This window comes from Pantoea sp. Pa-EAmG (assembly GCF_030024295.1).
Classification (GTDB): Bacteria; Pseudomonadota; Gammaproteobacteria; order Enterobacterales; family Enterobacteriaceae; genus Pantoea; species Pantoea dispersa.
In genome coordinates this window covers 14669-37463 of record NZ_JASEWO010000021.1, presented here as the reverse complement: position 1 = coordinate 37463, position 22795 = coordinate 14669, and the positions used below count along the sequence as shown (strand labels likewise).

Genomic DNA, 22795 nt, shown 5'->3' with positions numbered 1-22795 from the left:
CATTATCCTCTTCGCCCTGGTGGAAACCAGTAATGAATCTCTGACAGCTTGTTCTGACAGGGGTTTTCAGGATTGTTCTGTAACGCTGAGACCAGCACCCACAGCAAAAAATGGGCGAAAAGCCGCAGGCGCGCCACAGATGACAGGAATAAAACGAAAAGCTCTGGAAATAACTGGATCGAAAGCGATCAAAAAGGGCACCGCGTCAGGTGCCCATTATGATGCCGGAGAGAAAACTAACGGCGCAGGGTATCGTCGCCCCAGCCAATCCATTTGTAGGTGGTGAGCGCTTCGAGGCCCATCGGACCGCGCGCATGCAGTTTCTGCGTACTGACCGCCACTTCAGCGCCGAGACCAAACTGGCCGCCGTCGGTAAAGCGGGTGCTGGCGTTGACGTACACTGCCGATGAGTCGACCTGATTCACGAAGCGATTGGCGTTGCCAATACTGCGCGTCAGAATGCCGTCGGAGTGCTGGGTGCCGTGCGCGCGGATGTGCGCGACCGCTTCATCGAGGTCCGCCACCAGCTTGACGTTCAGATCGTTCGACAGCCACTCATCGTCGTATTGGTGCATCTGCACCGCCACCACGCTGGCCGGCCCCTGCTGCAGCAGCGCCAGCGCGTTTTCGTCGGCGTGCAGCGCAATGTTCTCCTGCGCCATACGCTGCAGAAACGCCGGAATGAAACGCTCAGCCTGACCGCGATGAATCAGCAGGGTTTCCAGCGAGTTACAGGCGCTGGGACGCTGCTTCTTGGCGTTAACAATCACCTCCAGCGCGGCGTCCGTCTCCATGGTTTCGTCGAGATAGAGATGGCACACGCCGATACCGCCGGTGATCACCGGAATGGTGGAATTTTCGCGGCACAGCTTGTGCAGCCCGGCGCCGCCACGCGGGATCAGCATGTCAACGTAGCGATCCAGCTTCAGCAGCTGATTCACCAGTTCGCGATCCGGGTTCTCAATCGCCTGTAACGCTGCTGCCGGTAAACCATGCTCGATGAGCGCGTTCTGGATCACCCGCACCGTGGCGGCGTTGGTGCGCCAGGTCTCTTTGCCGCCGCGCAGAATCGCCGCGTTGCCGGTTTTCAGGCACAGTGACGCCACATCGACCGTGACGTTCGGGCGCGCTTCGTAGATCACCCCGATCACGCCGAGCGGCACGCGACGTCGTTCAATGCGCAGGCCGCTGTCAAGCAGCCCGCCGTCGGTCAGCTGGCCAACCGGATCGGCCAGACGGCACACCTGGCGCACGTCATCCGCGATGCCTTTCAGGCGCTGCGGGTTGAGCGTCAAACGATCGAGCAGCGCCGCACTCATGCCGTTAGTGCGCGCATCAGCCAGATCCTGCTGGTTAGCCGCCAGAATGTCGGCGCTTTCCGCTTCCAGCCGATCGGCGATGGTCAGCAGTACCTGATTTTTTTGTTCGGTGGAGAGCTCCGCCAGTTTGTACGACGCCTCACGCGCCGCTTTACCCATCTGTTCTAACATCATCCGCTCCTTAACTGACGATCATATCGTCGCGGTGCACCGCAACCGGGCCATATTCGTAACCGAGGATCTCACCAATCTCCTGACTGTGATGACCGGCGATCATGCGCATCGCATCGCTGTTGTAGCGCGTGACGCCGTGGGCGATATCGCGCCCCTGCAGGTTACGAATGCGGATCACTTCGCCGCGCGAGAAATTGCCCTGCACGTCACGGACGCCTTTCGGCAGCAGCGAACTGCCGCGCTCCAGCACCGCCGCCAGCGCGCCGTCGTCTATGGTGATCTCGCCCGCCGGTGGCGCGCCGAAGATCCAGCGCTTGCGGTTTTCCAGCGGTGACTGCTGCGCGTGGAAGCGCGTCCCCACTGGTTTGCCGTGCAGCACATCCCCGATCACATCCGCGCGGCTGCCGGCCGCAATGATCACGTCAATGCCGGCGCGACAGGCAACATCCGCCGCCTGCAGTTTGGTGGCCATGCCGCCGGTGCCGAGACCGGAGACGCTGCCGCCAGCCAGCGTGCGCAGCGCATCATCAATCTGATGCACATCGCTGATCAGTTCTGCTTCGGGATTGGTACGCGGATCGGCGGTAAACAGGCCAGGCTGATCGGTCAGCAGCAGCAGTTTATCGGCACCGCCGAGCATCGCCGCCAGCGCGGACAGGTTGTCATTGTCGCCAACCTTGATTTCCGCGGTTGCCACCGCGTCGTTCTCGTTAATGACCGGCACGATATGGTTGTCGAGCAGCGCGCGCAGCATATCGCGCGCGTAGAGGAAACGTTCACGGTCTTCCATGTCGGCGCGCGTCAGCAGCATCTGCCCGATATGGATACCGTAGATGGAGAACAGCTGCTCCCATAGCTGGATTAAACGGCTCTGCCCCACCGCAGCCAGCAGCTGCTTTGAGGCGATGGTCGGTGGCAGTTCCGGGTAACCAAGGTGTTCGCGACCGGCGGCAATCGCGCCTGAGGTGACGATGATAATGCGATGACCGGCGGCGTGCAGTTGTGCACACTGCCGAACCAGCTCCACCATATGCGCCCGGTTCAGCCGGCGCGATCCGCCGGTGAGGACGCTGGTACCCAATTTGACCACCAGGGTCTGACTGCCACTCATGTTTTTCCTGCCATGTAAGAAAAAAATCTGCGAAGGGACGTTTTAACAGGAGTCAGCAAGGAAGCCAACAGCGGCAAGGGGAAAAGCACAAAAAACGCCTGACAAGCGGGTAGACCAAAAGTTCGCGATTAACAAGAAATCAGAAAAAATGTCATAAAACCTTCATTGCCAGTCGGTAAAACGTCCCGTGTTTTACAAACCTTTTCACGGGTACAACAAATTTTACTCATTGGGATTGATAGCAAAATGAAGAAAAGCACATTGGCACTCATCGTTTCCGCGCTGGCTCTGGCCTCAACCGCACAAGCCGCAGAAGTTTATAACAAAGACGGTAACAAACTGGATCTGTACGGTCGTGTGAAAGGCATGCACTACTTCAGCGACAACGCAGCCGCTGACGGCGACAAAACTTACATCCGTCTGGGCTTCAAAGGGCAGACGCAGATTAACGACCTGATGACCGGCTACGGTCAGTGGGAATATCAGTTCCAGGGTAACCGCGCAGAAACCAACACCGACGCTAACATCGGTAACAAAACCCGTCTGGGCTTTGCCGGTCTGAAGTTTGGTAACTACGGCTCTGTTGATTACGGTCGTAACTACGGCGTGGTTTACGATGTGCTGGCATGGACCGACGTGCTGCCAGAATTCGGTGGCGACAGCGCCTACACCGACACCTACATGCTGGGCCGTACTTCTGGCGTCGCCACTTACCGCAACAGCAATTTCTTCGGTCTGGTGGATGGCCTGCGTTTCGCGGTGCAGTATCAGGGCAAGAACGATTCCACCAGCGCCAACGGCCGTTCAGAGATTCCTAAGCAGAACGGCGACGGTTACGGTGCGTCACTGGGTTACACCCTCGGCGATAGCGGTGTCAGCCTGATGAGTGCGATCTCCTCTGCTGACCGGACCAACTCGCAGGACGTGGCGACCCGTCTGGGCCGTGGTGACAAAGCGGAAGCCTGGGGCGCGGGCATCAAATATGACGCGAACAGCATCTACCTGGCATCGACCTACTCTGAAACCCGTAACATGACGCCAATCACGGGCGGCGTGGCAAATAAAACGCAGAACTTTGAAGTGGTTGCGCAGTATCAGTTCGACTTCGGTCTGCGTCCATCGCTGGGCTACGTGCAGAGCAAAGGCAAAGACATTGAAGGCATTGGCGATGCGGACATCGTGAAATATGTCGACGTGGCGATGACGTACTACTTCAACAAAAACATGTCGGCCATGGTTGACTACAAAATCAACCAGCTGGATGACAACAACCCGCTGGGCATCAACAGCGATGACGTGGTGGCGGTCGGTCTGACCTACCAGTTCTAAGCGTCAGCATTACCCTGTCTGTGTCTGTAAAAAAAGAGCCGGCTCATCACCGGCTCTTTCTTATTCTGGTCTGACTCAGGTTCAGGCGCTGAGTTTAACCGGCTCTTCTTTGAACCCCGCCGCGGGCCTGAGATCAAGCTTAAACTCATGCAGCGTGGCTTTCAGGCGCTCGTGGAAATTACGCAGCGTGCTCTCCACTTTCTCATTGTTCTCTTTGCCCTTGATCGCGGCCACGCTCCAGTCGCCGTCTTTATCAAACAGGCCGAAGTGGTATTCGTAGGTGAAGTGATCTTCATAGGCGTTCAGCGTCATCCACCAGCCCCAGAACTCGCGGCTTTCCGGCGCCGGTTTGACGTTGACGCACGCCGCCAGGCAATCAAAGAAGAAACGCGTCTCTTCACACTGTCCTTCACGGATGTACGGCCCCAATTCGGTGAAGCGCTTAAGCAGGCGACTACGGGGGTGACCACTCGGTAACGTCATGCTAACTCTCTCCCTCAAATAAACCGTATAAAACGCAGCGCGGCGGCAAAACGCCACCGCACGTATTTTCCCGAAGATAAGTTGTAGCAGAGTCTGCGTATTTCGCCAGTTAGCGCTGCAACTGTTTTGCCAGCCAGTCGCAAATTTGATTGAGCGCCTTGTCAAAGCTGGCAAACACTGGCGTAGCGGGAATCGCCAGCGCCTTGCCCTGCGCCGAGGAGTTGACGATCAGCTGCGCCTCCTCTTCCGGGCTGAACAGATCGTTGGGCCAGTAAGCGGCCAGCATCGGCACCGGCGTCCGGCGACCCAGCAGGCCCTGCACTTTGAGCGAATAGCGGTTGAGCTCGATGCGCAGATTGCTATCGGAGGTCGACGACATACCCAGCCGGCTGGCCAGCATGTCCATATACATATCCGGCAGCTGCTGCTGGCGCTGCGCATCGACAAACACGTGATGCACCATCGGCCCGAGCGACGCCACCGCGCGCAGACGCGGCACCTCAAGGTAAGCCAGCCGCGTCGCCACGTTGGCGCCAAAGCGGTAACCGAACAGCGCCAAGCGCGTATGGTCAATCCACGGCACATTGCTCAGCTCGCGCAGCACCTGCTGATGCAACTGGCTGGTGTCCTGATTGAGCGTCCATTTGCTGCTGAAACCCACCGACGGCATATCCAGCGTCAGCATGGCGATGCCGCGCGGTGCCAGATAATCATGAAACAGCCGGTAATGGTCGCTCTGCAGCGAGTCGAGACCGCCGCACAGCAGCACGGTGGGATACGGCGCGCTGGCCTGCGCCGGCATATGCAGGAAGCCGGTGACCGGACTGCCGCCGCTGATGGGAAAGGTCAGGGATTTCAGCTCGCCGGGCAGGCGCTGGGTGGCTTCTTCATAAGCGCGATTCGCCAGCACCTGCGCCTGATCCGCCAGCTCATCGCCTTTAATGTAGGGATACGCGGCCAGGCTGTAGAGACTGGCGGCATGCAGCCACTGCTGGCCGGCCTCATCGTGATCGGCGTTCTGCATCGCGCGCTGCTGCCACAGCGCCGCCTGCTTCGACCACTCATAGTTCCAGTTGCCGCCGCGATAGCCAATCACCGTGTCCAGCAGCGTTTCGTCGGTGTGTTCAAACTTACTGACGGCAATGCGCGCCAGCACTTCGCTGATCTCCTGCGGCGCCAGGCCGCGCCACGTCCACAGCAGCTTATTCAGCATGCGATACCAGCCGCGCTGGGTATCGCCTTCCAGGGCATTGTGCACCTGCGCCGTCGGGTGGTGCTGGCGATGCACCAGCGAGGAGGTTTCCGGGTGTTTGAAGCGGGGTTTGAACAGTTCTTCGCTGAGATTTTTCTCGGCCATCTTAAGCTTCTCCTGCGGCAGTCGCATAGATGGCTAAGAGTGTACTGCACCCGCCGCACGGGCGCGAGGCGCAGAAAGCACAACGCCCGGCATAACCGGGCGTTGTTTGCGTTGCATCAATCAGCTTTTTACAATCGGCGGAATGTACACCACGCCCATGTCCCACGGCTGCTCGATCCAGGTGTTCTGCGGAATATCGACAATGTAGTCGTCCACCAGCGCGCGGCCAGCCGGCTTGGCGAAGATGGTGCAGAAACGCGCTTTTGGATACATATCACGAATCGCCTGCGCGGTACCGCCGGTATCCACCAGATCGTCGATGACCACAAAACCTTCACCGTCGCCTTCTGCGCGCTTCAGCACTTTCATTTCACGCTGGTGATCGTGATCGTAGCTGGAGATGCACACGGTATCGACGTAGCGAATCCCCAGTTCACGCGCCAGCAGCGATGCCGGAACCAGACCACCGCGGCTGACCGCGATGATGCCTTTCCACTGTTCCACAGGAAGCAGGCGCTGGGCCAGTTTACGGGCATGAATCTGCAGCATGTCCCAGGTAACGACGTATTTTTCGCTCATAAAAGGAATCCCGGCCAATGAGATTGGCTTAAAAATATGCAAGGGGGAAAAGGTTGCGCGAGATTATAAGGATCTGACGCGTTAAAAACCAGCACCCGTCACATCGGTTGCAGGTTTTTAGCGCGCCCGATGGCGCACCCGGCAGGAAACAGTGATATTCTCTGGCCCATCACGTCAGATGTGCTGACGGCGATCTTTCACTGGAAACCCGCGTGCGAGCGGTATGTCCGCCGCGCTGACACAGGAGACGCGTTGTGTCTGAATTGTCTCAACTTTCCCCGCAGCCGCTGTGGGATATCTTCGCAAAAATCTGCTCGATTCCGCACCCTTCTTACCATGAAGAAGCGCTGGCCGAATACGTTGTTGGCTGGGCTAAAGAGCAAGGTTTCTGGGTTGAACGCGATCAGGTCGGCAATATCCTGATTCGTAAACCTGCTACCGCAGGCATGGAAAACCGTACTCCGGTGGCGCTGCAGGCGCACCTCGATATGGTGCCGCAGAAGAACAATGACACGGTACACGACTTCACCAAAGACCCGATTCAGCCGTACGTTGATGGCGAGTGGGTGAAAGCGCGCGGCACCACGCTGGGTGCGGATAACGGTATCGGTATGGCCTCTGCGCTGGCGGTGCTGGCTGACAACAGCCTGACCCACGGTCCGCTGGAAGTGCTGCTGACCATGACCGAAGAGTCGGGCATGGACGGCGCCTTTGGTCTGCAACCAAACTGGCTGCAGGCGGACATCCTGATCAACACCGACTCGGAAGAGGAAGGTGAGATCTACATGGGCTGCGCCGGGGGTATCGACTTTATCACTACCCTGCCGCTGAGCCGCGAGGCCGTGCCTGCCGGATTCGAAACCCTGAAGCTGACGCTGAAAGGTTTGAAAGGCGGCCACTCCGGCGCGGACATTCATCTTGGTCTCGGCAACGCCAACAAGCTGCTGGCGCGCTTCCTTGCCGTGCACGCGGCTGAGCTGGATATCCGTCTGATTGAGTTCACCGGCGGTACGCTGCGCAATGCGATTCCGCGCGAAGCGTTCGCTACGCTGGCCATCGACAGCCATAAAGTGGATGCGCTGAAGTCTGCTGCCGCCCATTTCCAGGCCACGCTGCAGAATGAGCTGGGCAGTAAAGAGAAGAACGTCGCCGTGCTGAGCGAGCCGCTGGCGCATCAGGGCCAGGCGCTGACCGCAGACAGCCGCGATCGCTTCATCAACCTGCTGAACAGCACGCCAAACGGTGTGATTCGCAACTCGGACGTGGCGAAAGGCGTGGTGGAAACCTCGCTTAACGTCGGCGTGGTCACCATGGAGCAGGACAGCGCCGAGATCATCTGCCTGATTCGCTCCCTGATCGACACCGGTAAAGATTGGGTGGTCGAAACCCTGACTTCGCTGGGTGCGCTGGCCGGGGCGAAAACCGCGCCGAAAGGCGGTTACCCGGGCTGGCAGCCGGATGCCGACTCGCCCATCATGGCGCTGACGCGTAAAACCTATGAAGCGCTGTTTGGTAAGACGCCAAACATTCAGGTGATTCACGCCGGTCTGGAGTGCGGTCTGTTCAAAAAACCGTATCCAGACATGGACATGGTGTCGATTGGGCCTACCATCACCGGTCCACACTCGCCGGACGAGCAGGTGCACATCGACAGCGTCGGTCTGTACTGGAAACTGCTGACCGCGCTGCTGAACGTGGTGCCGGAAAAAGCGTAACGCCGTTGCGATAAAAAAAATCCTGCCCCCGGGCAGGATTTTTTATTTACGGTAACGGTGCCGCGTCAGGCAACCGCGCTGTAGCGCTCTTCCAGCGGCAGCTCAGCCGTTACAACCCCAGCACCAGCTGGCGCTCCAGCTGCGGATTTACCAGCGTGACGTGCAGCCCCACCAGCCGCACACCGCGTCCGGCGCGGCGCTCGTCCCAGGCCTGACGCGCCACGGCGATCATGTCGTCTTTATTCAGCACCGGCCAGACATGCTCCTGGGTGGTGAGCTGGAAATCGTTGAACTTCAGCTTTACGCCCTGACGTGCAATCTGCTTATCCGGGCGGATCGCGCTGAGACGGCGATCGAGTTCGGCGTAGAGAAAATCAATAATCTCCAGACACTGCTCCCAGTGATGAATGTCCTCACCCAGCGTACGCTCGACGCCCAGCGATTTGCGCTCGCGCTCCACCACTACGTCACGATCGTCGATGCCGTTGCTGCGCTCCCACAGCACGCGGCCAAATTTTCCAAAGCGCTTCAGCAGCTGCGCCAGATCGGCCTGCTGTACGTCAGCGCAGGTGCGCAGCCCCATCTCTTCGAGCTTTTTGGTGGCCACTTTGCCAACGCCGGGAATCTTGCTCAGCGGCAGCGTCAGCAGAAAGTCCGGCATCGCCTGCGGCGTAATCACATACTGGCCATCTGGCTTGTTCATGTCTGAGGCGATTTTGGCGAGAAACTTGATCGGCGCAATGCCGGCGGACGCGGTCAGGCCGGTTTCGCGCAGGATATCGGCGCGAATCGCCTGCGCCATCAGCGTGGCCGATCCCTGGCACTGTTCACTGTCGGTGACATCCAGGTAGGCTTCATCCAGCGACAATGGCTCAATCAGTGGCGTATAGCGGGTAAAGATGGCGCGAATCTGCTGCGAGGCTTCTTTATAGGCATCAAAGCGGCCGGGCAGCAGTTTCAGATGGGGACAGAGGCGCAGCGCCGTGGCGGTCGGCATCGCGCTGCGCACGCCGTATTTCCGCGCCGGATAGTTGGCGGTGCTGATCACCCCACGCTGCACGCGGCTGCCACCGATGGCAATCGGGATATCACGTAATGAAGGATCGTCGCGCATTTCTACTGCCGCGAAAAAGCAGTCCATATCGACATGAATGATTTTGCGCATACGCCCCTCCGGATACTGGATAAGTATACAGCAGAGAAAAACAACGGCAATATTTGTGGCGCGTGCGATTAAAGTTTACAAATTTGTGGTCGTATTCCCTTTAGGATTGCACCATTTTCTCGGACTCCGGCTTGATTAAACGCCAGACAATGATAATGTTGCGCTGCGGTAGCGGATATTTCCGATAATGCAATACAGTGACGCACTGCGTCAGCGTTCCTCTTCACTTCAAGGTACACACAGAATGGGCAGAATCGCATTATTGTTTGCGATGATTCTTATGCCGCTCCTGAGCTGGGCAATGACGCCTGAGCCAACGCAGCCGCTGGCTCCGGTGAGCAAAGAGTTAAAGAAACAATTACTGGGTACACCAGTATTTATTCAGATCTTCAAGGAAGAGCGTACGCTGGAACTGTACGGCAAAATCGGTAATGAATATCGTCTGCTGGACAGCTATCGCATCTGTAACTTCTCCGGCGGCCTCGGGCCGAAACGTCGTCAGGGCGATTTTAAAAGTCCGGAAGGCTTTTATAACGTGAAGATGAATCAGCTCAAGCCGGACAGCCGTTTTTATCGCGCCATCAATACCGGATTCCCGAATCAGTACGATCGCGCCAAAGGCTATAACGGTAACTACCTGATGATTCACGGCGATTGCGTGTCCGTGGGATGCTATGCCATGACCAACGCATCGATGGATGAGATCTTCACTTACGTGAACGCCGCGCTGCGTAACGGTCAGCAGGATGTGCAGGTCAACATCTTCCCGTTCCGCATGACCGACAGCAACATGCAGCGTCATCGTTACTCGACTTACATCAGCTTCTGGCGTGAACTGCAGCCGGGCTATGCTTACTTCGCCAAATACCACGTGCCGCCAACGGTCAACGTGACGGCAACCGGTCAGTATGCGGTGAACAACACGCCGGTCATGACCACGCCGGAAGCGGCGTCGAAATCATTCCTGGCGCTCACCCAGGTAAAATAATGCCCACTCGCCTGGCACGATGCGGTGCCAGGTTTCATTACCGGTCAGCGGCTGCGTCGCAATCACCGTCACCACGTCTTTCGGCGTGGTCTGCTGCAGAAAATCAATCTCCACATCCTGATCGAGCAGCTTCGCTTTGCCAAACGGCGCGCGGCGCGTAATCCAGTACAGATTGGTTGAGCAGAAGGCCATTAAATAGCGTCCGTCAGACAGCAGCATATTGAATACGCCCTTCTGGCGCAGCTCCGTCGCCAGTTCCGCCACATAGCGAAACACCGCCGGCCAGTTGCCCGGCGTGCGCGGATAGCGCTCAGCCAGCTTATGCAGAATCCAGCAAAACGCCTTTTCGCTGTCGGTTTCGCCTACCGGACGGAAATGCCCGGTCTCCAGCTGGCGATAGCCCTTTAGCTGGCCGTTATGCGCGTAAGTCCAGTTGCGGCCCCACAGTTCGCGGGTAAACGGATGGGTATTTTCCAGTGACACCTGGCCGCGATTGGCCTGACGAATATGTGCCACCACCGAGTGCGACTTGATCGGATACTCCTGCACCAGGCGGGCAATCGGCGAGTTGTAGCTCGGCAGCGGATCTTTAAAGGTGCGGCAGCCTTTATCTTCGTAAAAGGTGATGCCCCAGCCATCTTTGTGCGGCCCGGTTGCACCGCCACGCTGCACCAGACCGGTAAAACTGAAACAGATATCCGTGGGGACATTGGCGCTCATCCCGAGCAATTCGCACATAGCAACCGCCTTATCAGAACCTCCCGCGGGCGCGGGAGGAGCACGTCATCACTTAACCATCTCTTTTTCGATTAACAGCATCAGGATGTGGATCACTTTGATGTGTATCTCCTGAATGCGATCGGCATATCCAAAGTGCGGCACGCGAATTTCGATATCGGCCGTACCGGCCATTTTGCCACCGTCTTTGCCGGTCAGGGTAATCACTTTCATGCCTTTGGCGCGCGCGGCTTCTACGGCTTTGATGATGTTGGCCGAGTTACCCGAAGTGGACAGCCCCAGCAGCACATCGCCCTCGCGCCCGACCGCCTCGATGTAGCGGGAGAACACATAGTCGTAGCCAAAATCGTTGCTGACGCAGGAGAGATGGCTGACATCCGAAATGGCGATGGCCGGATAGCCAGGACGATTTTCGCGGTAGCGCCCGGTCAGCTCCTCAGCGAAGTGCATGGCATCGCAGTGCGAGCCGCCGTTGCCGCAGGAGAGCACTTTGCCACCGGCTTTGAAGCTGTCGGCCAGCAGCACGGCTGCGCGCTGAATGGCGTGAATGTTGGCTTCATCACTCAGGAACTTATTGAGCGTATCGGCGGCTTCATTGAGTTCTGAGCGAATAATGTCCTGATACATAGGGATGTCCTTTAGAGGAAAATTGACCCAGCAAGTTTAACGGAATGGGCCAGAGCCGCAAAGCGCCCGCAGCAGGGAAAAGCGCGACGCCGCGCTGACGTTTAATTGCCGGCGCGATTTTGTGAGTTCGGTTGTAATTGCGATGTAAACAGATTGATAAATTTCGTGCGCTGCTCTAAACCTTATCACTAACAGGTCAGACCTCTTACAACTTACGGAGCGGTTCATTATGTTGCTTGCCTCGATCATCGCGACGCTGGTGTTAATTAGCGCCCTCTTCTACCATCAGGTTTCACTGCGGCTCAGCAGTGCGATTGTGCTGCTGTGGACCGCGGCACTGGCCGCCACCGGCCTGTGGACGCCGTGGCTGCTACTGCCGCTGGCCATTATTCTGCTGCCTTTCAACCTGCCGGCGATGCGCCGCAGCATGTTCTCTAAGCCGGCTCTGCACAGCTTCCAGAAGGTGATGCCGCCGATGTCGCGCACCGAAAAAGAGGCGATCGACGCCGGTACCACCTGGTGGGAAGGCGATCTGTTTCGCGGCAAACCGGACTGGCAGAAACTGCACAACTACCCGCAGCCGCGCCTGACCGAAGAGGAACAGGCGTTTCTGGATGGCCCGGTAGAAGAAGCCTGCCGCATGGCTAACGACTTCGAAATCACCCATGAAATGGCCGATCTGCCGCCGGAGCTGTGGGCTTACCTCAAGCAGCACCGCTTCTTTGCCATGATCATCAAAAAAGAGTACGGCGGTCTGGAGTTTTCCGCTTACGCGCAGGCGCGTGTGCTGCAAAAACTGGCAGGCGTGTCCGGGATCCTGGCGATCACCGTCGGCGTGCCGAACTCGCTGGGTCCGGGTGAACTGCTGCAGCATTACGGTACCGATGAGCAGAAAGACCATTACCTGCCACGCCTCGCGCGCGGTGATGAAATCCCCTGCTTTGCGCTGACCAGTCCGGAAGCGGGCTCCGACGCCGGCGCCATTCCGGATACCGGCGTGGTGTGCATGGGCGACTGGCAGGGCCAGCAGGTGCTGGGCATGCGCCTGACCTGGAACAAGCGCTACATTACCCTGGCGCCGATTGCCACCGTGCTCGGCCTCGCCTTTAAGCTCTCCGATCCCGATCATCTGCTGGGCGAAACCGAAGAGCTGGGCATTACCTGTGCGCTGATCCCGACCCATACGCCAGGCGTTGAGATTGGCAGACGTCACTTCCCGCTGAACGTGCCGTTCCAGAACGGGCCGACGCGCGGCAAAGATATCTTTGTGCCGATCGATTACATCATCGGCGGTCCGGCGATGGCCGGTCAGGGCTGGCGCATGCTGGTTGAGTGTCTGTCGGTAGGACGCGGCATTACCCTGCCATCTAACGCCACCGGCAGCCTGAAAAGCCTGGCGCTGGCGACCGGTGCCTACGCGCACATTCGCCGCCAGTTCAAAGTCTCTATCGGTAAAATGGAAGGGATTGAGGAGCCGCTGGCGCGCATCGCCGGTAACGCTTACGTGATGGACGCGGCGGCGACGCTGATCACCAGCGGCATTATGCTGGGCGAAAAACCGGCGGTGCTGTCAGCGATTGTTAAATACCACTGCACCCATCGCGGCCAGCGCGCCATCATTGATGCAATGGATATCGCCGGCGGTAAAGGCATCATGCTTGGCGAGAATAACTTCCTGGCGCGTGCCTATCAGGGCGCTCCAATCGCCATCACCGTTGAGGGCGCGAACATCCTGACGCGCAGCATGATTATCTTTGGCCAGGGCGCAATCCGCTGCCACCCGTGGGTGCTGGAAGAGATGAACGCCGCCGCGAAGAACGATCTCGTCGCCTTTGACCGCGCGCTGTTCAGCCATATCGGCCACGTCGGCAGCAATAAAGTGCGCAGCCTGTGGCTTGGCCTGACCGGCGGCCGCACCAGCGCTACGCCAACCCGTGACGCGACCCGCCGCTACTATCAGCAGCTGAACCGCCTGAGCGCCAACCTTGCGCTGCTGTCGGATGTATCGATGGCGGTGCTGGGCGGTAGCCTGAAACGTCGCGAACGTATTTCGGCACGCCTCGGCGATGTGCTGAGCCAGATGTATCTGGCATCCGCCACGCTGAAACGCTATGACGATGAAGGCCGCAACGAGGCGGATCTGCCGCTGGTGCACTGGGGCGTGCAGGATGCGCTGCATCAGGCAGAAGTGGCGATGGACGATCTGCTGCGCAACTTCCCGAATCGCCTGGTTGCGGGCGCGCTGCGGCTGGTGATTTTCGCCGGCGGCAAACACTGCCCGGCACCGTCCGATAAACTGGATCATAAGCTGGCCAAAATGCTGCAGCTGCCGTCCGCAACCCGCACCCGTCTGGGCCGCGGACAGTATCTGACGCCGAGTGAGCACAACCCGGCCGGTCAGCTGGAGCAGGCGCTGCAGGATGTGATGGCGGCAGAAGTGATTCACGATCGTCTGTGTCAGCAGCAGAAAAAACACTTCTCCTTCACCCGGCTGGATGCGCTGGCCCAGCGCGCGCTGAAAGAAGGCTGGATTGACGAGAGTGAAGCGAAGGTGCTGACGCGGGCCGAAGCCAGCCGGCTGAAGGCCATCAACGTGGATGATTTTGCGCCAGAGGCGCTGGCGGTGGCGAAACCGGACAGCAAACCCAAACCCAGCGCCCGCCCCAGCGAAGCGGCGTAACCGCAAAAAGCCTCCAGCCGGAGGCTTTTTTTATGGCCTGCGGCAGCGGATAAGCGCACTCAGCGTCGGTGCCAGCTACGTTTAGACGTCTAAGCGTCTCGATTGCCAAGTGTTAACATCCTGTTTATAGTGGCTGCAGCACAAGGTTACTCCGCAACGACATTCGCGCTTAAGGCACCCGATAATGACGCAGCCCAACCTGATCCCCGAGAGCAAACTACCGGCGCTCGGCACCACCATTTTTACCCAAATGAGCGCCCTCGCCGCCCAGCACAACGCCATCAACCTGTCACAGGGCTTTCCCGATTTTGACGGCCCGCGCTATTTGCAGCAGCGCCTGGCACATCACGTCAGCGAAGGCGCTAACCAGTACGCGCCGATGATTGGCACCCTGCCGCTGCGCGAGGCAATCGCCGATATAACCGCAGACATGTACGGTCATCGGCCGGATATCAACAGCGACATCACCGTGACGGCGGGCGCAACCGAAGCGCTGTATGCCGCGATCACCGCGCTGGTGCGGCCGGGCGACGAGGTGATCTGCTTCGATCCCAGCTACGACAGCTATGCGCCGGCGGTTCAGCTGGCTGGCGGCGTGCTGAAACGCATCGCGCTGCAGCCGCCCGCTTTTCAGGTCGACTGGCAGGCCTTCAGCAGCCTGCTCAGCGCGCGCACCCGGCTGGTGATCGTCAACACGCCGCATAATCCGTCCGCCACCGTGTGGCACGCCAGCGACTACGCCGCGCTGTGGCAGGCGATCGCCGGACAGGAAATTTATGTGCTCAGCGATGAAGTCTATGAGCACATCTGTTTTGATGAGCAGGGCCATGCCAGCGTGCTGGCACATGCCGACCTGCGTCAGCGCGCCATCGCAGTCTCATCCTTCGGCAAAACCTTTCATATGACCGGCTGGAAAGTGGGTTACTGCATCGCTCCGGCGGCGATCAGCGCCGAAATCCGCAAAGTGCATCAGTATCTCACTTTTTCAGTGAATACCCCGGCGCAGCTGGCGATTGCCGATATGCTGCGCCAGCAGCCGGAACATATTGATGCGCTGCCGGCATTCTATCGCGCCCGGCGTGACCGCCTGACGCAGGCGCTGGCCGCCAGCCGGTTTAAGGTGCTGCCCTGTGCCGGCACCTATTTCCTGCTGGTGGATTACAGCGCCATTTCCGATTTGGATGATGTCAGTTTCTGCCAGTGGTTAACCCGCGAAGTGGGCGTGGCGGCGATTCCGCTGTCGGTGTTCTGCGCGGACCCTTTCCCGCACAAGCTCATTCGCCTGTGCTTTGCTAAACAGGAAGCGACGCTCGACGCCGCTGCGGAGCGTTTATGTCAGCTTTAAAACTTACCGTATTACAGGAAACCCTGAGCTGGATGGATGGCGCGGCCAACCTGCGCCATTTTGATGAGGTATTGCAGGGCATGACGGGCCGTGATGTCATCCTGCTGCCGGAGATGTTTACCACCGGCTTCGCCATGGAGGCGGCGGCCAGTTCGCTGCCGCAGGAACAGGTAGTGGCGTGGCTGCACGGTCATGCCAAAGCCCTGAATGCCCTGGTCGGCGGCAGCGCGGCGATTCAGAGCGACCAGGGCGCGGTAAACCGTTTCCTGCTGGTGGAGCCCGACGGCACGCTGCACCAGTACGACAAACGCCATCTGTTCCGCATGGCCAGTGAGCACCAGCACTATGTGCCCGGTGAAACGCGCGAGGTGTTCAACTGGCGCGGCTGGCGTATTCTGCCGCAGATTTGCTACGACCTGCGCTTCCCGGTGTTTTCGCGCAACCAGAATGATTACGATCTGGCGCTGTACGTCGCCAACTGGCCGGCACCGCGCGCGCTGCACTGGCAGGCGCTGCTGCTGGCGCGCGCCATCGAAAATCAGGCCTATGTAGCCGGGTGTAACCGCGTCGGCAGTGACGGCAATCAGCATCAATACAGCGGCGACAGCCGGATTATCTCGCCGCAGGGTGAGATCCTCGCGGCCGCTGAACCCTTCGCCCGCGCGCGCCTCGACGCCGAGTTATCACTGGAGGCGCTGCAGGACTATCGCGAGCGCTTCCCGGCCTGGCGCGACGCGGATGAATATACGCTGAAGTAATCTTTTAGCCGCATCCCTGCGATGCGGCTTCCACATATCCTCCTGCCCTGTTGTTTCCCGTGTGAAAACATTCTATGTTGTGCGTTACAATGTTTCCACCCTGGAACAGTTCGAGGGAATGATGCACATTATCTCAGGGAAAGTGTTTAACGAAGCGATTCAGGCCTCCAACAATCTGATTAAAGCCGTGCCGCTGCTGGGCGGAAGTCAGTCCAGAGCCGATTATGAACAGGCGCTTGAACTGGTGGAATACCTGGTTGAGCATCAGCCGGGGCATCCGCTGATCGAGATGCTGGCCGTTAAAGTCGCGAAGTATGAAGAAACCGCAGCGGAATTTGCCGCGTTTAATGCGCGCACTCAGGCGCTGCCGGGCGGCGTGGCGCTGCTGCGGGTGCTGATGGACCAGCACGGTCTGAATCAATCCTCTTTCGTGGCAGAAATCGGTCAGCGTTCGTATGTGAATCGCATTCTGAAAGGCGAGCGCAGATTAACGGATAAGCATAAGGCGGCGCTGGCGCGACGCTTTAATCTGCCGTTTGAGGCATTTCGTGAGGCATAAACAGGAATAAGCCGCAGCGCATGACGCTGCGGCTCAGGGGATTACAGATCGAACCGGTCGAGGTTCATCACTTTGGTCCAGGCGGCCACGAAGTCGTTAACGAACTTCTGCTTCGCATCGCTGCTGGCGTAAACTTCCGCCAGCGCGCGCAGGATGGCGTTAGAACCAAACACCAGATCGGCGCGGGTGGCGCTGTACTTCACTTCTCCACTCTGACGATCGCGGCCTTCGAACAGCTCAGCGCTCTCATCGGTGGCGCGCCATGCGGTGCGCATATCCAGCAGATTGATGAAGAAGTCGTTGCTCAGCACGCCCACGCGATCGGTAAACACGCCGTGCGCGCTGCCGTCGAAGTTGGTACCCAGCACGCGCAGACCACCCAGCAGTACCGTCAGCTCTGGCGCGCTCAGCGTCAGCTGTTGCGCTTTGTCCAGCAGCAGGGTTTCGGTGGAAGAACCGCCCTGTACGCGGCGATAGTTACGGAAACCATCGGCCAGCGGCTGCAGTACGTTGAATGACTCGACATCCGTCTGGTCCTGACGCGCATCCACGCGGCCCGGCGTGAACGGCACCTGCACCGCGACACCTGCCGCTGCTGCCGCCTGCTCAATCCCGACGCTGCCCGCCAGCACAATCACATCCGCCAGCGATGCTTTACCTGACTCCTGCTGAATCTTCTGCAGCACCGGCAGCACATCGCGGGAGACGCTGGCGTTGACCGCCCAGCCGTTCTGCGGTGCCAGCGCCAGACGGGCACCGTTCGCACCGCCGCGTTTATCGCCGCCACGGAAGGTGGAAGCGGACGCCCAGGCCGCAGAGACCAGCTGGCTGACGCTCAGACCCGAAGCGGCAATTTTCGCTTTCAGATCGGTGATGTCATCCGGCGTCGGCTGATGCGTGGCCTGCGGTAACGGATCCTGCCACAGCAGATCTTCCTTCGGCACTTCCGGACCGAGGTAACGCGCTTTTGGCCCCATATCGCGGTGCGTCAGTTTGAACCAGGCACGGGCGAAGGCTTCGTTGAACGCCTGCGGATCGTTGAGGAAACGACGCGAAATCTTCTCGAACTCCGGATCGAAGCGCAGCGTCAGGTCGGTGACCAGCATGGTCGGCTTGCGTTTTTTCTCTGGATCGAACGGATCCGGGATAATCGCTTCGGCATCAACCGCTTCGAACTGAATAGCGCCCGCCGGGCTGTGCGTTTGTACCCACTCATATTTGAACAGGTTCTCGAAGAAGTAGTTGCTCCACTGCGTTGGGGTTTGCGTCCATACCACTTCCAGACCGGAAGTGATGGCATCTGCACCGGCACCGCTGCCGTAGCTGCTGTGCCAGCCCAGACCCTGCGCTTCCAGCGGCGAGGCTTCCGGATCGACGCCCACGTGGCTGGCCGCAGCGGCACCGTGCGTTTTACCCAGCGTGTGACCGCCGGCAATCAGCGCGACGATCTCTTCGTCGTTCATGCCCATGTTGCCGAAGGTAGCGCGAATCGCCGGGGCCGCCGAGCGCGGATCGCCGCTGGCTTCCGGACCTTCCGGGTTCACGTAGATCAGGCCCATTTCCGTCGCACCGAGCGGCGCGTTTGCCAGGCTTTCCGGATGGCGGTGCGCCAGCCATTCGGTCTCATGTCCCCAGTCCACGTCCATGTCCGGTTCCCAGACATCTTCACGACCGGCACCAAAGCCAAAGGTACGGAAGCCGGCGTTTTCCAGCGACACGTTACCGGCAAGAATGTAGAGATCGGCCCAGGAGATTTTCTGGCCATACTTCTGTTTCACCGGCCACAGCAGACGACGCGCTTTGTCGAGGCTGACGTTATCCGGCCAGGAGTTGAGCGGCGCAAAGCGCTGCTGGCCACGTCCGGAGCCGCCGCGACCGTCGATGGTGCGGTAGGTGCCGGCGCTGTGCCATGCCATACGGATAAACAAGCCGATGTAGCTGCCCCAGTCGGCTGGCCACCAGGATTGCGAGTCGGTCAGCAGCGCACGAATATCGGCTTTCAGCGCGGCGTAATCCAGCTTGCTGAACTCTTCACGGTAGTTGAAATTGTCACTGAGGGGGTTAGAACGGCTGGAATGCTGGTTTAACAGATCGACGCGCAGCATGTTTGGCCACCAGTCGCGGTTAGTGGTCCCGCTTCCGGCGCCACGCGCTAAAACGCTTTTCTCTTCCGATGCTCCATGATGAAAGGGGCATTTTCCTGAGGCGGCTGCATTATCATTATTTTCGGGCGTGCTCATTTCTCGGCTCCATTGGCTTCACGTTGTCCGGTTAAGATAACCGCACCGTGTTGCAGAATATATTTGGATGGACCGAAGGTTTTGATAGTTACTGGCTTTCAAGCGCGAGGTTTGTGATAGAGAGCACGAATTTCAGCGGGCCTGAGATGGTATGAAGCCGGTACTGCAAGTCGCACAAGATTCGTAGCGGCGCGATTTATCGCGCAATAAATTGCGCCGCTACCAAAACGCAACCGTTGTTAAGCGGATTTACAATTTAACAGACAAGCATTGCGCCATTTATGGCGACCTGGATCAACTCCCGCGGTAGGTCGACCACGACCACGGGGAAATGAGGAACGGCAGGTGATAATGGCTGCCGGCGGTGCCAATCACAAAATCAATCTGCGCGCTGACGTACAGCGCATCACGCCCGTCGGCGGCGAAATAGTCACCGATCTCCGCGGTTAAGCGATAGTGGCCCGGCGCCAGCGGTTCAGGCGTGAGATCTTTGATGCGCCCGTCGCTGTCGGTTTCGCCCTCGGCCACCGGCAGCCAGCCCTCAGGGCTGTTCTGCTCCAGCGACATCGCGACGCCAATCGCCGGTTTGCCCAGCGCGGTGTCGAGAATATGGGTGGTGATGGTGCTCATGTAATGCTCTCCTTAAGCCGTAACAGGGTAATTTCCCGCAGCTGCGCCAGCGCTTCCTGCTGCTCAGTCTCTTCATCATTGTTGAGCCTGCGCTGCAATTCCGCCAGCATCTGTTCACCGCTGCGCCCTTTGGCGCGAATCAGAAACACCCGGCCGAAGCGCTGCTCATAGCGCTCATTACCGGCCAGCATCGCCAGCTGCAGCGCGCCGTTAGCCTGCTGCATCGCTGCCTGTTCCTGCTGCGACAGCGCGGCCTCTTTACCCGCGCCCTGCGCTTTTTCGCCGATGCGCGGATGGGCGCTCAGCGCCTGCTGCAAGGCGTCGCCCTGCCACGCCAGCGCCAGCTGTTGCGCCGTGGTGTACAGCGCCGTCAGGCTGGCGAACGGCCGCGCCGCCACCAGCGCCTGCTGCCAGGCGGGAATCGCCACGCAGTGGGCAATCGCCGCCTGCGCCTGCGCGACGCTCGCCTGATTAAAATCGTTCAGATCCATTTCGCGGCTCCTTTAGCTGCGCGCCAGATCGCACACCGCCTGCAGATAGGCCTGCACGCCGAGCGCGACATCGTCAGCCTGCACCGATTCCGCCGGATGATGGCTGATACCGCGATGGTTGCGCACAAACAGCATGCCCACCGGCCAGCGCTCAGCCATCGCGATCGCGTCGTGACCGGCTCCGCTCGGCAGCGCCAGACTGCGCCCCTGTACGGTTTCTACCGCATGGCTTAGCGCCTGCTGCAGCCGCGTATCACAGGCGGTGGCCGCGATGCGATAGTACTCGTTAGCGCTGAAGCTGAGCCCGCGCCGCAACGCGATGGCTTCCGCCTGGGTCAGCAGGCTGGAGAGCAGACGTTCCAGCGGTTCATCCTGCGGTCCGCGCACGTCCAGCGACAGCTGCACCTCGCCGGGGATAACGTTAACGGCGCCCGGCAGACAGCTCAGCGTGCCCACTGTGGCCACCAGCTGCGGATCCTGATCCTGCGTGGCCTGTTCAACAAACACCATCCACTCTGCCGCTGCTGCCAGCGCGTCTTTGCGGTGCGTCATCGGCACCGTGCCGGCATGACCGGCCTCCCCGACAAAGCGGCAGTTAAGACGGCGCGCGCCGTTAATCGCCGTCACCACACCAAGCGCCAAATCGTCCTGTTCCAGGCACGGTCCCTGCTCAATGTGCAGTTCGAGATAAGCCACAATGTCGCTCACCTCACGTGCCGCCTGCGGGATCAGCGCCGCGTCCAGGCCGAGGTCCTGCATCGCCTGCGCCACCGTAATACCGTTACCGTCCGGATGTGACACCCAGCTCTCCGGCCAGCTGCCGGTGAGGCCGCGGCTGCCAAGCAGCGTGATGCCAAAGCGCGTGCCCTCTTCATCGCCGAAGCCGACAATTTCAATCGCCAGCGGCAGGCGCTGCTGATGGTCGTGCAGCCACTGCACGGTTTCGATGGCGCTGAGCACGCCCAGCATACCGTCGTAACGTCCGGCGTTGCGCACGGTATCAAGGTGCGAGCCGAGCAGCAGCGCCGGTGCGCCCGGCTCCGCCGCTTCATAGCGACCGCAGATATTGCCGACCGCATCCTGCCAGGTGTGCATACCAGCCGCCTGCATCCACTCAGCAACGCGCGCGTTGGCGCGCACCTGCTCCGGCGAAAGATAGACGCGTGTCAGCCCCTCTTCGCTCTCACTGATTGCTGCCAGCGCGTCACAGCGCGCCATCACCCGCGCCGCCGCTGACTGCGCCTCACCGGCGCTCATCAGGCTATGACTCATGCGTGGCTCCCGTAGTGGTCCCAGGCAGCCTGCAGCGCCGCACCCTGAGTAGTGCGGAAACCGACGTGATTCAGCACGGACTCCAGCGCGCTCAGCGTCAGCATCACGCAATCTTTGCGCGCGTTGTAGCCCATGGTGCCGATGCGCCACACTTTGCCGTGCAGCGGACCGAACGAGGTGCCAATCTCAATGCCGAAATCGTCCAGCATCAATTTGCGTACCTGGTCGCCGTTGATGCCCTGCGGGATCACCACGCCAAGCACGTTATTCATCTTATGTCTGAGATCGCCAAAGGTTTCCAGCCCCATGCCCTGAATACCTTTCAGCAGCGCATCACCGTGCAGCTTGTGACGCGCGATGCCGTTATCCAGCCCTTCCTGCAGGATCAGACGGGCACATTCGCGTGCGCCAAACAGCGCCGAGGTGGCTTCGGTATGATGGTTGAGCCGCTCCGGTCCCCAGTAATCCATGATCATGCCGAGATCGAAGTAGTTGGAGTAGATCATCTCGTCGTCGCCATCCTGATGTGCGTCGGTGCGGATGCCCTGCTCCACGCACTTACGCTGGCGGATCACCGCTTCCATTTGCGGGCTCAGGGTGATCGGCGAGGTGCCGGACGGACCGCCGAGGCATTTCTGCATCCCGGCAGAGACCGCATCCAGCCCCCAGGCATCGGTTTCCAGCGGATTGCCGCCCAGCGATGCGGTGGCATCGGTGTACAACAGCACGCCGTACTGGCGACAAATGGCGCCGAGCTGCTCCAGCGGTTGCAGCATGGTGGTTGAGGTATCGCCCTGCACCGTCAGCAGCAGGCGCGGTTTGACTTTTTTGATCGCATCTTCGATCTGATCCGGGGTAAATACCTCGCCCCACGGCACCTCAATGGTATGGACTTCCGCGCGGCAGCGACGGGCAATTTCGCACAGCAGATGGCCGAAGCGGCCGAACACCGGCACCAGCACTTTATCGCCCGGACGAATCGCCGACAGCAGGATGGCTTCGATACCGGCGCGTGAGGTGCCATCAATCAGCAGGGTCCAGCGGTTTTCAGTGCGGAATACGCCACGGTACAGCGCCATCACCTCGTTCATATAGTGCGTCATCGCCGGATCGTACTGCCCAAGCAGCTGGCTCGACATGGCGCGCAGCACGCGCGGGTCGGCGTTGATCGGGCCCGGTCCCATCAGCAGACGCTGTGGCGGATTGATTTGCGAGAACTGGCTGATATCCATGAG

General features: G+C 59.5%; 21 protein-coding genes. 8 read left to right on the top strand and 13 right to left on the bottom strand.

All coding sequences use genetic code 11. The annotated features are described in order from the left end of the window. Nucleotides 1-286: hypothetical protein (locus QMM04_RS05220; RefSeq protein ID WP_282995768.1), on the top strand; the 286-nt coding region annotated here is incomplete at its 5' end. Here QMM04_RS05220 and proA read toward each other — a convergent pair. Both proA and proB read right to left on the bottom strand, forming a co-directional pair. Continuing rightward, a complete protein-coding gene (gene proA, locus QMM04_RS05215) occupies nucleotides 237-1490 on the bottom strand; it encodes a glutamate-5-semialdehyde dehydrogenase (RefSeq protein WP_282995769.1) in 1254 nt (417 codons plus the stop codon). The two genes, QMM04_RS05220 and proA, sit on opposite strands and share 50 nt — an antisense overlap. 10 nt (nucleotides 1491-1500) lie before the next feature. After that, nucleotides 1501-2604: a glutamate 5-kinase gene (gene proB / locus QMM04_RS05210; RefSeq protein ID WP_088517013.1), complete on the bottom strand. Its 1104-nt coding sequence runs from the start codon at nucleotides 2602-2604 to the stop codon at nucleotides 1501-1503. A 246-nt stretch (nucleotides 2605-2850) separates the two neighbouring features. Here proB and ompC point away from each other — a divergent pair, with 246 nt between their 5' ends. Beyond that, the gene (gene ompC, locus QMM04_RS05205) at nucleotides 2851-3933 is read left to right on the top strand and encodes a porin OmpC (RefSeq protein WP_021507277.1); all 1083 of its coding nucleotides are present in this window, start codon (nucleotides 2851-2853) and stop codon (nucleotides 3931-3933) included. Nucleotides 3934-4014: 81 nt separating this feature from the next. On the opposite strand, the gene crl is transcribed toward ompC, so the two are convergent. The 3 genes from crl to gpt form a co-directional block, all read right to left on the bottom strand. Then, nucleotides 4015-4416: a sigma factor-binding protein Crl gene (gene crl / locus QMM04_RS05200; protein ID WP_021313042.1), complete on the bottom strand. Its 402-nt coding sequence runs from the start codon at nucleotides 4414-4416 to the stop codon at nucleotides 4015-4017. Nucleotides 4417-4525: 109 nt separating this feature from the next. Next, nucleotides 4526-5773 carry an esterase FrsA gene (gene frsA / locus QMM04_RS05195; protein WP_215786488.1) on the bottom strand — a complete coding sequence of 416 codons (1248 nt, stop codon included), beginning with the start codon at nucleotides 5771-5773 and terminating at the stop codon, nucleotides 4526-4528. Nucleotides 5774-5893: 120 nt separating this feature from the next. After that, nucleotides 5894-6352, bottom strand: coding sequence for a xanthine phosphoribosyltransferase (gene gpt, locus QMM04_RS05190; RefSeq protein ID WP_021507279.1), 459 nt, complete (start codon nucleotides 6350-6352; stop codon nucleotides 5894-5896). A 254-nt stretch (nucleotides 6353-6606) separates the two neighbouring features. On the opposite strand from gpt, the gene pepD reads away from it, so the two are divergent. After that, on the top strand, nucleotides 6607-8067 hold the full coding sequence (gene pepD, locus QMM04_RS05185; RefSeq protein ID WP_021507280.1) for a beta-Ala-His dipeptidase: 1461 nt from the start codon (nucleotides 6607-6609) through the stop codon (nucleotides 8065-8067). 109 nt (nucleotides 8068-8176) lie between these two features. On the opposite strand, the gene dinB is transcribed toward pepD, so the two are convergent. After that, nucleotides 8177-9232, bottom strand: coding sequence for a DNA polymerase IV (dinB, locus tag QMM04_RS05180; RefSeq protein WP_166709629.1), 1056 nt, complete (start codon nucleotides 9230-9232; stop codon nucleotides 8177-8179). Nucleotides 9233-9476: 244 nt separating this feature from the next. Between dinB and dpaA the strand changes: the two genes are divergently transcribed. Then, the gene (gene dpaA / locus QMM04_RS05175) at nucleotides 9477-10220 is read left to right on the top strand and encodes a peptidoglycan meso-diaminopimelic acid protein amidase (RefSeq protein WP_282995767.1); all 744 of its coding nucleotides are present in this window, start codon (nucleotides 9477-9479) and stop codon (nucleotides 10218-10220) included. Here dpaA and QMM04_RS05170 read toward each other — a convergent pair. Then, on the bottom strand, nucleotides 10191-10958 hold the full coding sequence (locus QMM04_RS05170; protein ID WP_021507283.1) for a class II glutamine amidotransferase: 768 nt from the start codon (nucleotides 10956-10958) through the stop codon (nucleotides 10191-10193). The two genes, dpaA and QMM04_RS05170, sit on opposite strands and share 30 nt — an antisense overlap. Nucleotides 10959-11006: 48 nt before the next feature. Continuing rightward, nucleotides 11007-11585: a D-sedoheptulose 7-phosphate isomerase gene (lpcA, locus tag QMM04_RS05165; protein ID WP_021507284.1), complete on the bottom strand. Its 579-nt coding sequence runs from the start codon at nucleotides 11583-11585 to the stop codon at nucleotides 11007-11009. A 229-nt stretch (nucleotides 11586-11814) separates the two neighbouring features. Here lpcA and fadE point away from each other — a divergent pair, with 229 nt between their 5' ends. From fadE to QMM04_RS05145, 4 genes are all read left to right on the top strand, one after another. Beyond that, nucleotides 11815-14265 (top strand): acyl-CoA dehydrogenase FadE, encoded by a 2451-nt coding sequence (gene fadE, locus QMM04_RS05160; protein ID WP_058776018.1) that lies wholly within the window; start codon nucleotides 11815-11817, stop codon nucleotides 14263-14265. 184 nt (nucleotides 14266-14449) lie between these two features. Beyond that, nucleotides 14450-15610 (top strand): pyridoxal phosphate-dependent aminotransferase, encoded by a 1161-nt coding sequence (locus QMM04_RS05155; protein ID WP_282995766.1) that lies wholly within the window; start codon nucleotides 14450-14452, stop codon nucleotides 15608-15610. Beyond that, on the top strand, nucleotides 15598-16368 hold the full coding sequence (locus tag QMM04_RS05150) for an amidohydrolase (protein ID WP_282995765.1): 771 nt from the start codon (nucleotides 15598-15600) through the stop codon (nucleotides 16366-16368). Before QMM04_RS05155 ends, QMM04_RS05150 begins: the two co-directional genes overlap by 13 nt. Before the next feature lie 118 nt (nucleotides 16369-16486). Beyond that, nucleotides 16487-16927, top strand: coding sequence for a transcriptional regulator (locus tag QMM04_RS05145; protein WP_236569448.1), 441 nt, complete (start codon nucleotides 16487-16489; stop codon nucleotides 16925-16927). 41 nt (nucleotides 16928-16968) lie between these two features. Here the strand turns inward: QMM04_RS05145 and katG are convergent, their stop codons facing one another. The 5 genes from katG to QMM04_RS05120 form a co-directional block, all read right to left on the bottom strand. Next, on the bottom strand, nucleotides 16969-19167 hold the full coding sequence (gene katG / locus QMM04_RS05140) for a catalase/peroxidase HPI (protein WP_282995764.1): 2199 nt from the start codon (nucleotides 19165-19167) through the stop codon (nucleotides 16969-16971). Between the two features lie 294 nt (nucleotides 19168-19461). Continuing rightward, nucleotides 19462-19797 (bottom strand): hydroxyisourate hydrolase, encoded by a 336-nt coding sequence (gene uraH / locus QMM04_RS05135; RefSeq protein WP_058758020.1) that lies wholly within the window; start codon nucleotides 19795-19797, stop codon nucleotides 19462-19464. Beyond that, nucleotides 19794-20288: a 2-oxo-4-hydroxy-4-carboxy-5-ureidoimidazoline decarboxylase gene (gene uraD, locus QMM04_RS05130; RefSeq protein WP_021507291.1), complete on the bottom strand. Its 495-nt coding sequence runs from the start codon at nucleotides 20286-20288 to the stop codon at nucleotides 19794-19796. Before uraD ends, uraH begins: the two co-directional genes overlap by 4 nt. 12 nt (nucleotides 20289-20300) lie before the next feature. Next, on the bottom strand, nucleotides 20301-21560 hold the full coding sequence (hpxK, locus tag QMM04_RS05125) for an allantoate amidohydrolase (protein ID WP_282995762.1): 1260 nt from the start codon (nucleotides 21558-21560) through the stop codon (nucleotides 20301-20303). Next, a complete protein-coding gene (locus tag QMM04_RS05120) occupies nucleotides 21557-22792 on the bottom strand; it encodes an alanine--glyoxylate aminotransferase family protein (RefSeq protein ID WP_021507293.1) in 1236 nt (411 codons plus the stop codon). Before QMM04_RS05120 ends, hpxK begins: the two co-directional genes overlap by 4 nt. Nucleotides 22793-22795 lie beyond the last annotated feature (3 nt).

What these genes read in the sequence shown, in the direction of transcription:
- QMM04_RS05120 (WP_021507293.1), bottom strand. Translation starts at nt 22,792, where the DNA reads ATGGATATCAGCCAGTTCTCGCAAATCAATCCGCCACAGCGTCTGCTG.
- QMM04_RS05155 (WP_282995766.1), top strand. Translation starts at nt 14,450, where the DNA reads ATGACGCAGCCCAACCTGATCCCCGAGAGCAAACTACCGGCGCTCGGC.
- crl (WP_021313042.1), bottom strand. Translation starts at nt 4,416, where the DNA reads ATGACGTTACCGAGTGGTCACCCCCGTAGTCGCCTGCTTAAGCGCTTC.
- lpcA (WP_021507284.1), bottom strand. Translation starts at nt 11,585, where the DNA reads ATGTATCAGGACATTATTCGCTCAGAACTCAATGAAGCCGCCGATACG.
- ompC (WP_021507277.1), top strand. Translation starts at nt 2,851, where the DNA reads ATGAAGAAAAGCACATTGGCACTCATCGTTTCCGCGCTGGCTCTGGCC.
- dpaA (WP_282995767.1), top strand. Translation starts at nt 9,477, where the DNA reads ATGGGCAGAATCGCATTATTGTTTGCGATGATTCTTATGCCGCTCCTG.
- frsA (WP_215786488.1), bottom strand. Translation starts at nt 5,773, where the DNA reads ATGGCCGAGAAAAATCTCAGCGAAGAACTGTTCAAACCCCGCTTCAAA.
- dinB (WP_166709629.1), bottom strand. Translation starts at nt 9,232, where the DNA reads ATGCGCAAAATCATTCATGTCGATATGGACTGCTTTTTCGCGGCAGTA.
- QMM04_RS05150 (WP_282995765.1), top strand. Translation starts at nt 15,598, where the DNA reads ATGTCAGCTTTAAAACTTACCGTATTACAGGAAACCCTGAGCTGGATG.
- fadE (WP_058776018.1), top strand. Translation starts at nt 11,815, where the DNA reads ATGTTGCTTGCCTCGATCATCGCGACGCTGGTGTTAATTAGCGCCCTC.
- hpxK (WP_282995762.1), bottom strand. Translation starts at nt 21,560, where the DNA reads ATGAGTCATAGCCTGATGAGCGCCGGTGAGGCGCAGTCAGCGGCGGCG.
- uraD (WP_021507291.1), bottom strand. Translation starts at nt 20,288, where the DNA reads ATGGATCTGAACGATTTTAATCAGGCGAGCGTCGCGCAGGCGCAGGCG.
- QMM04_RS05145 (WP_236569448.1), top strand. Translation starts at nt 16,487, where the DNA reads ATGATGCACATTATCTCAGGGAAAGTGTTTAACGAAGCGATTCAGGCC.
- proB (WP_088517013.1), bottom strand. Translation starts at nt 2,604, where the DNA reads ATGAGTGGCAGTCAGACCCTGGTGGTCAAATTGGGTACCAGCGTCCTC.
- proA (WP_282995769.1), bottom strand. Translation starts at nt 1,490, where the DNA reads ATGTTAGAACAGATGGGTAAAGCGGCGCGTGAGGCGTCGTACAAACTG.
- uraH (WP_058758020.1), bottom strand. Translation starts at nt 19,797, where the DNA reads ATGAGCACCATCACCACCCATATTCTCGACACCGCGCTGGGCAAACCG.
- QMM04_RS05170 (WP_021507283.1), bottom strand. Translation starts at nt 10,958, where the DNA reads ATGTGCGAATTGCTCGGGATGAGCGCCAATGTCCCCACGGATATCTGT.
- gpt (WP_021507279.1), bottom strand. Translation starts at nt 6,352, where the DNA reads ATGAGCGAAAAATACGTCGTTACCTGGGACATGCTGCAGATTCATGCC.
- katG (WP_282995764.1), bottom strand. Translation starts at nt 19,167, where the DNA reads ATGAGCACGCCCGAAAATAATGATAATGCAGCCGCCTCAGGAAAATGC.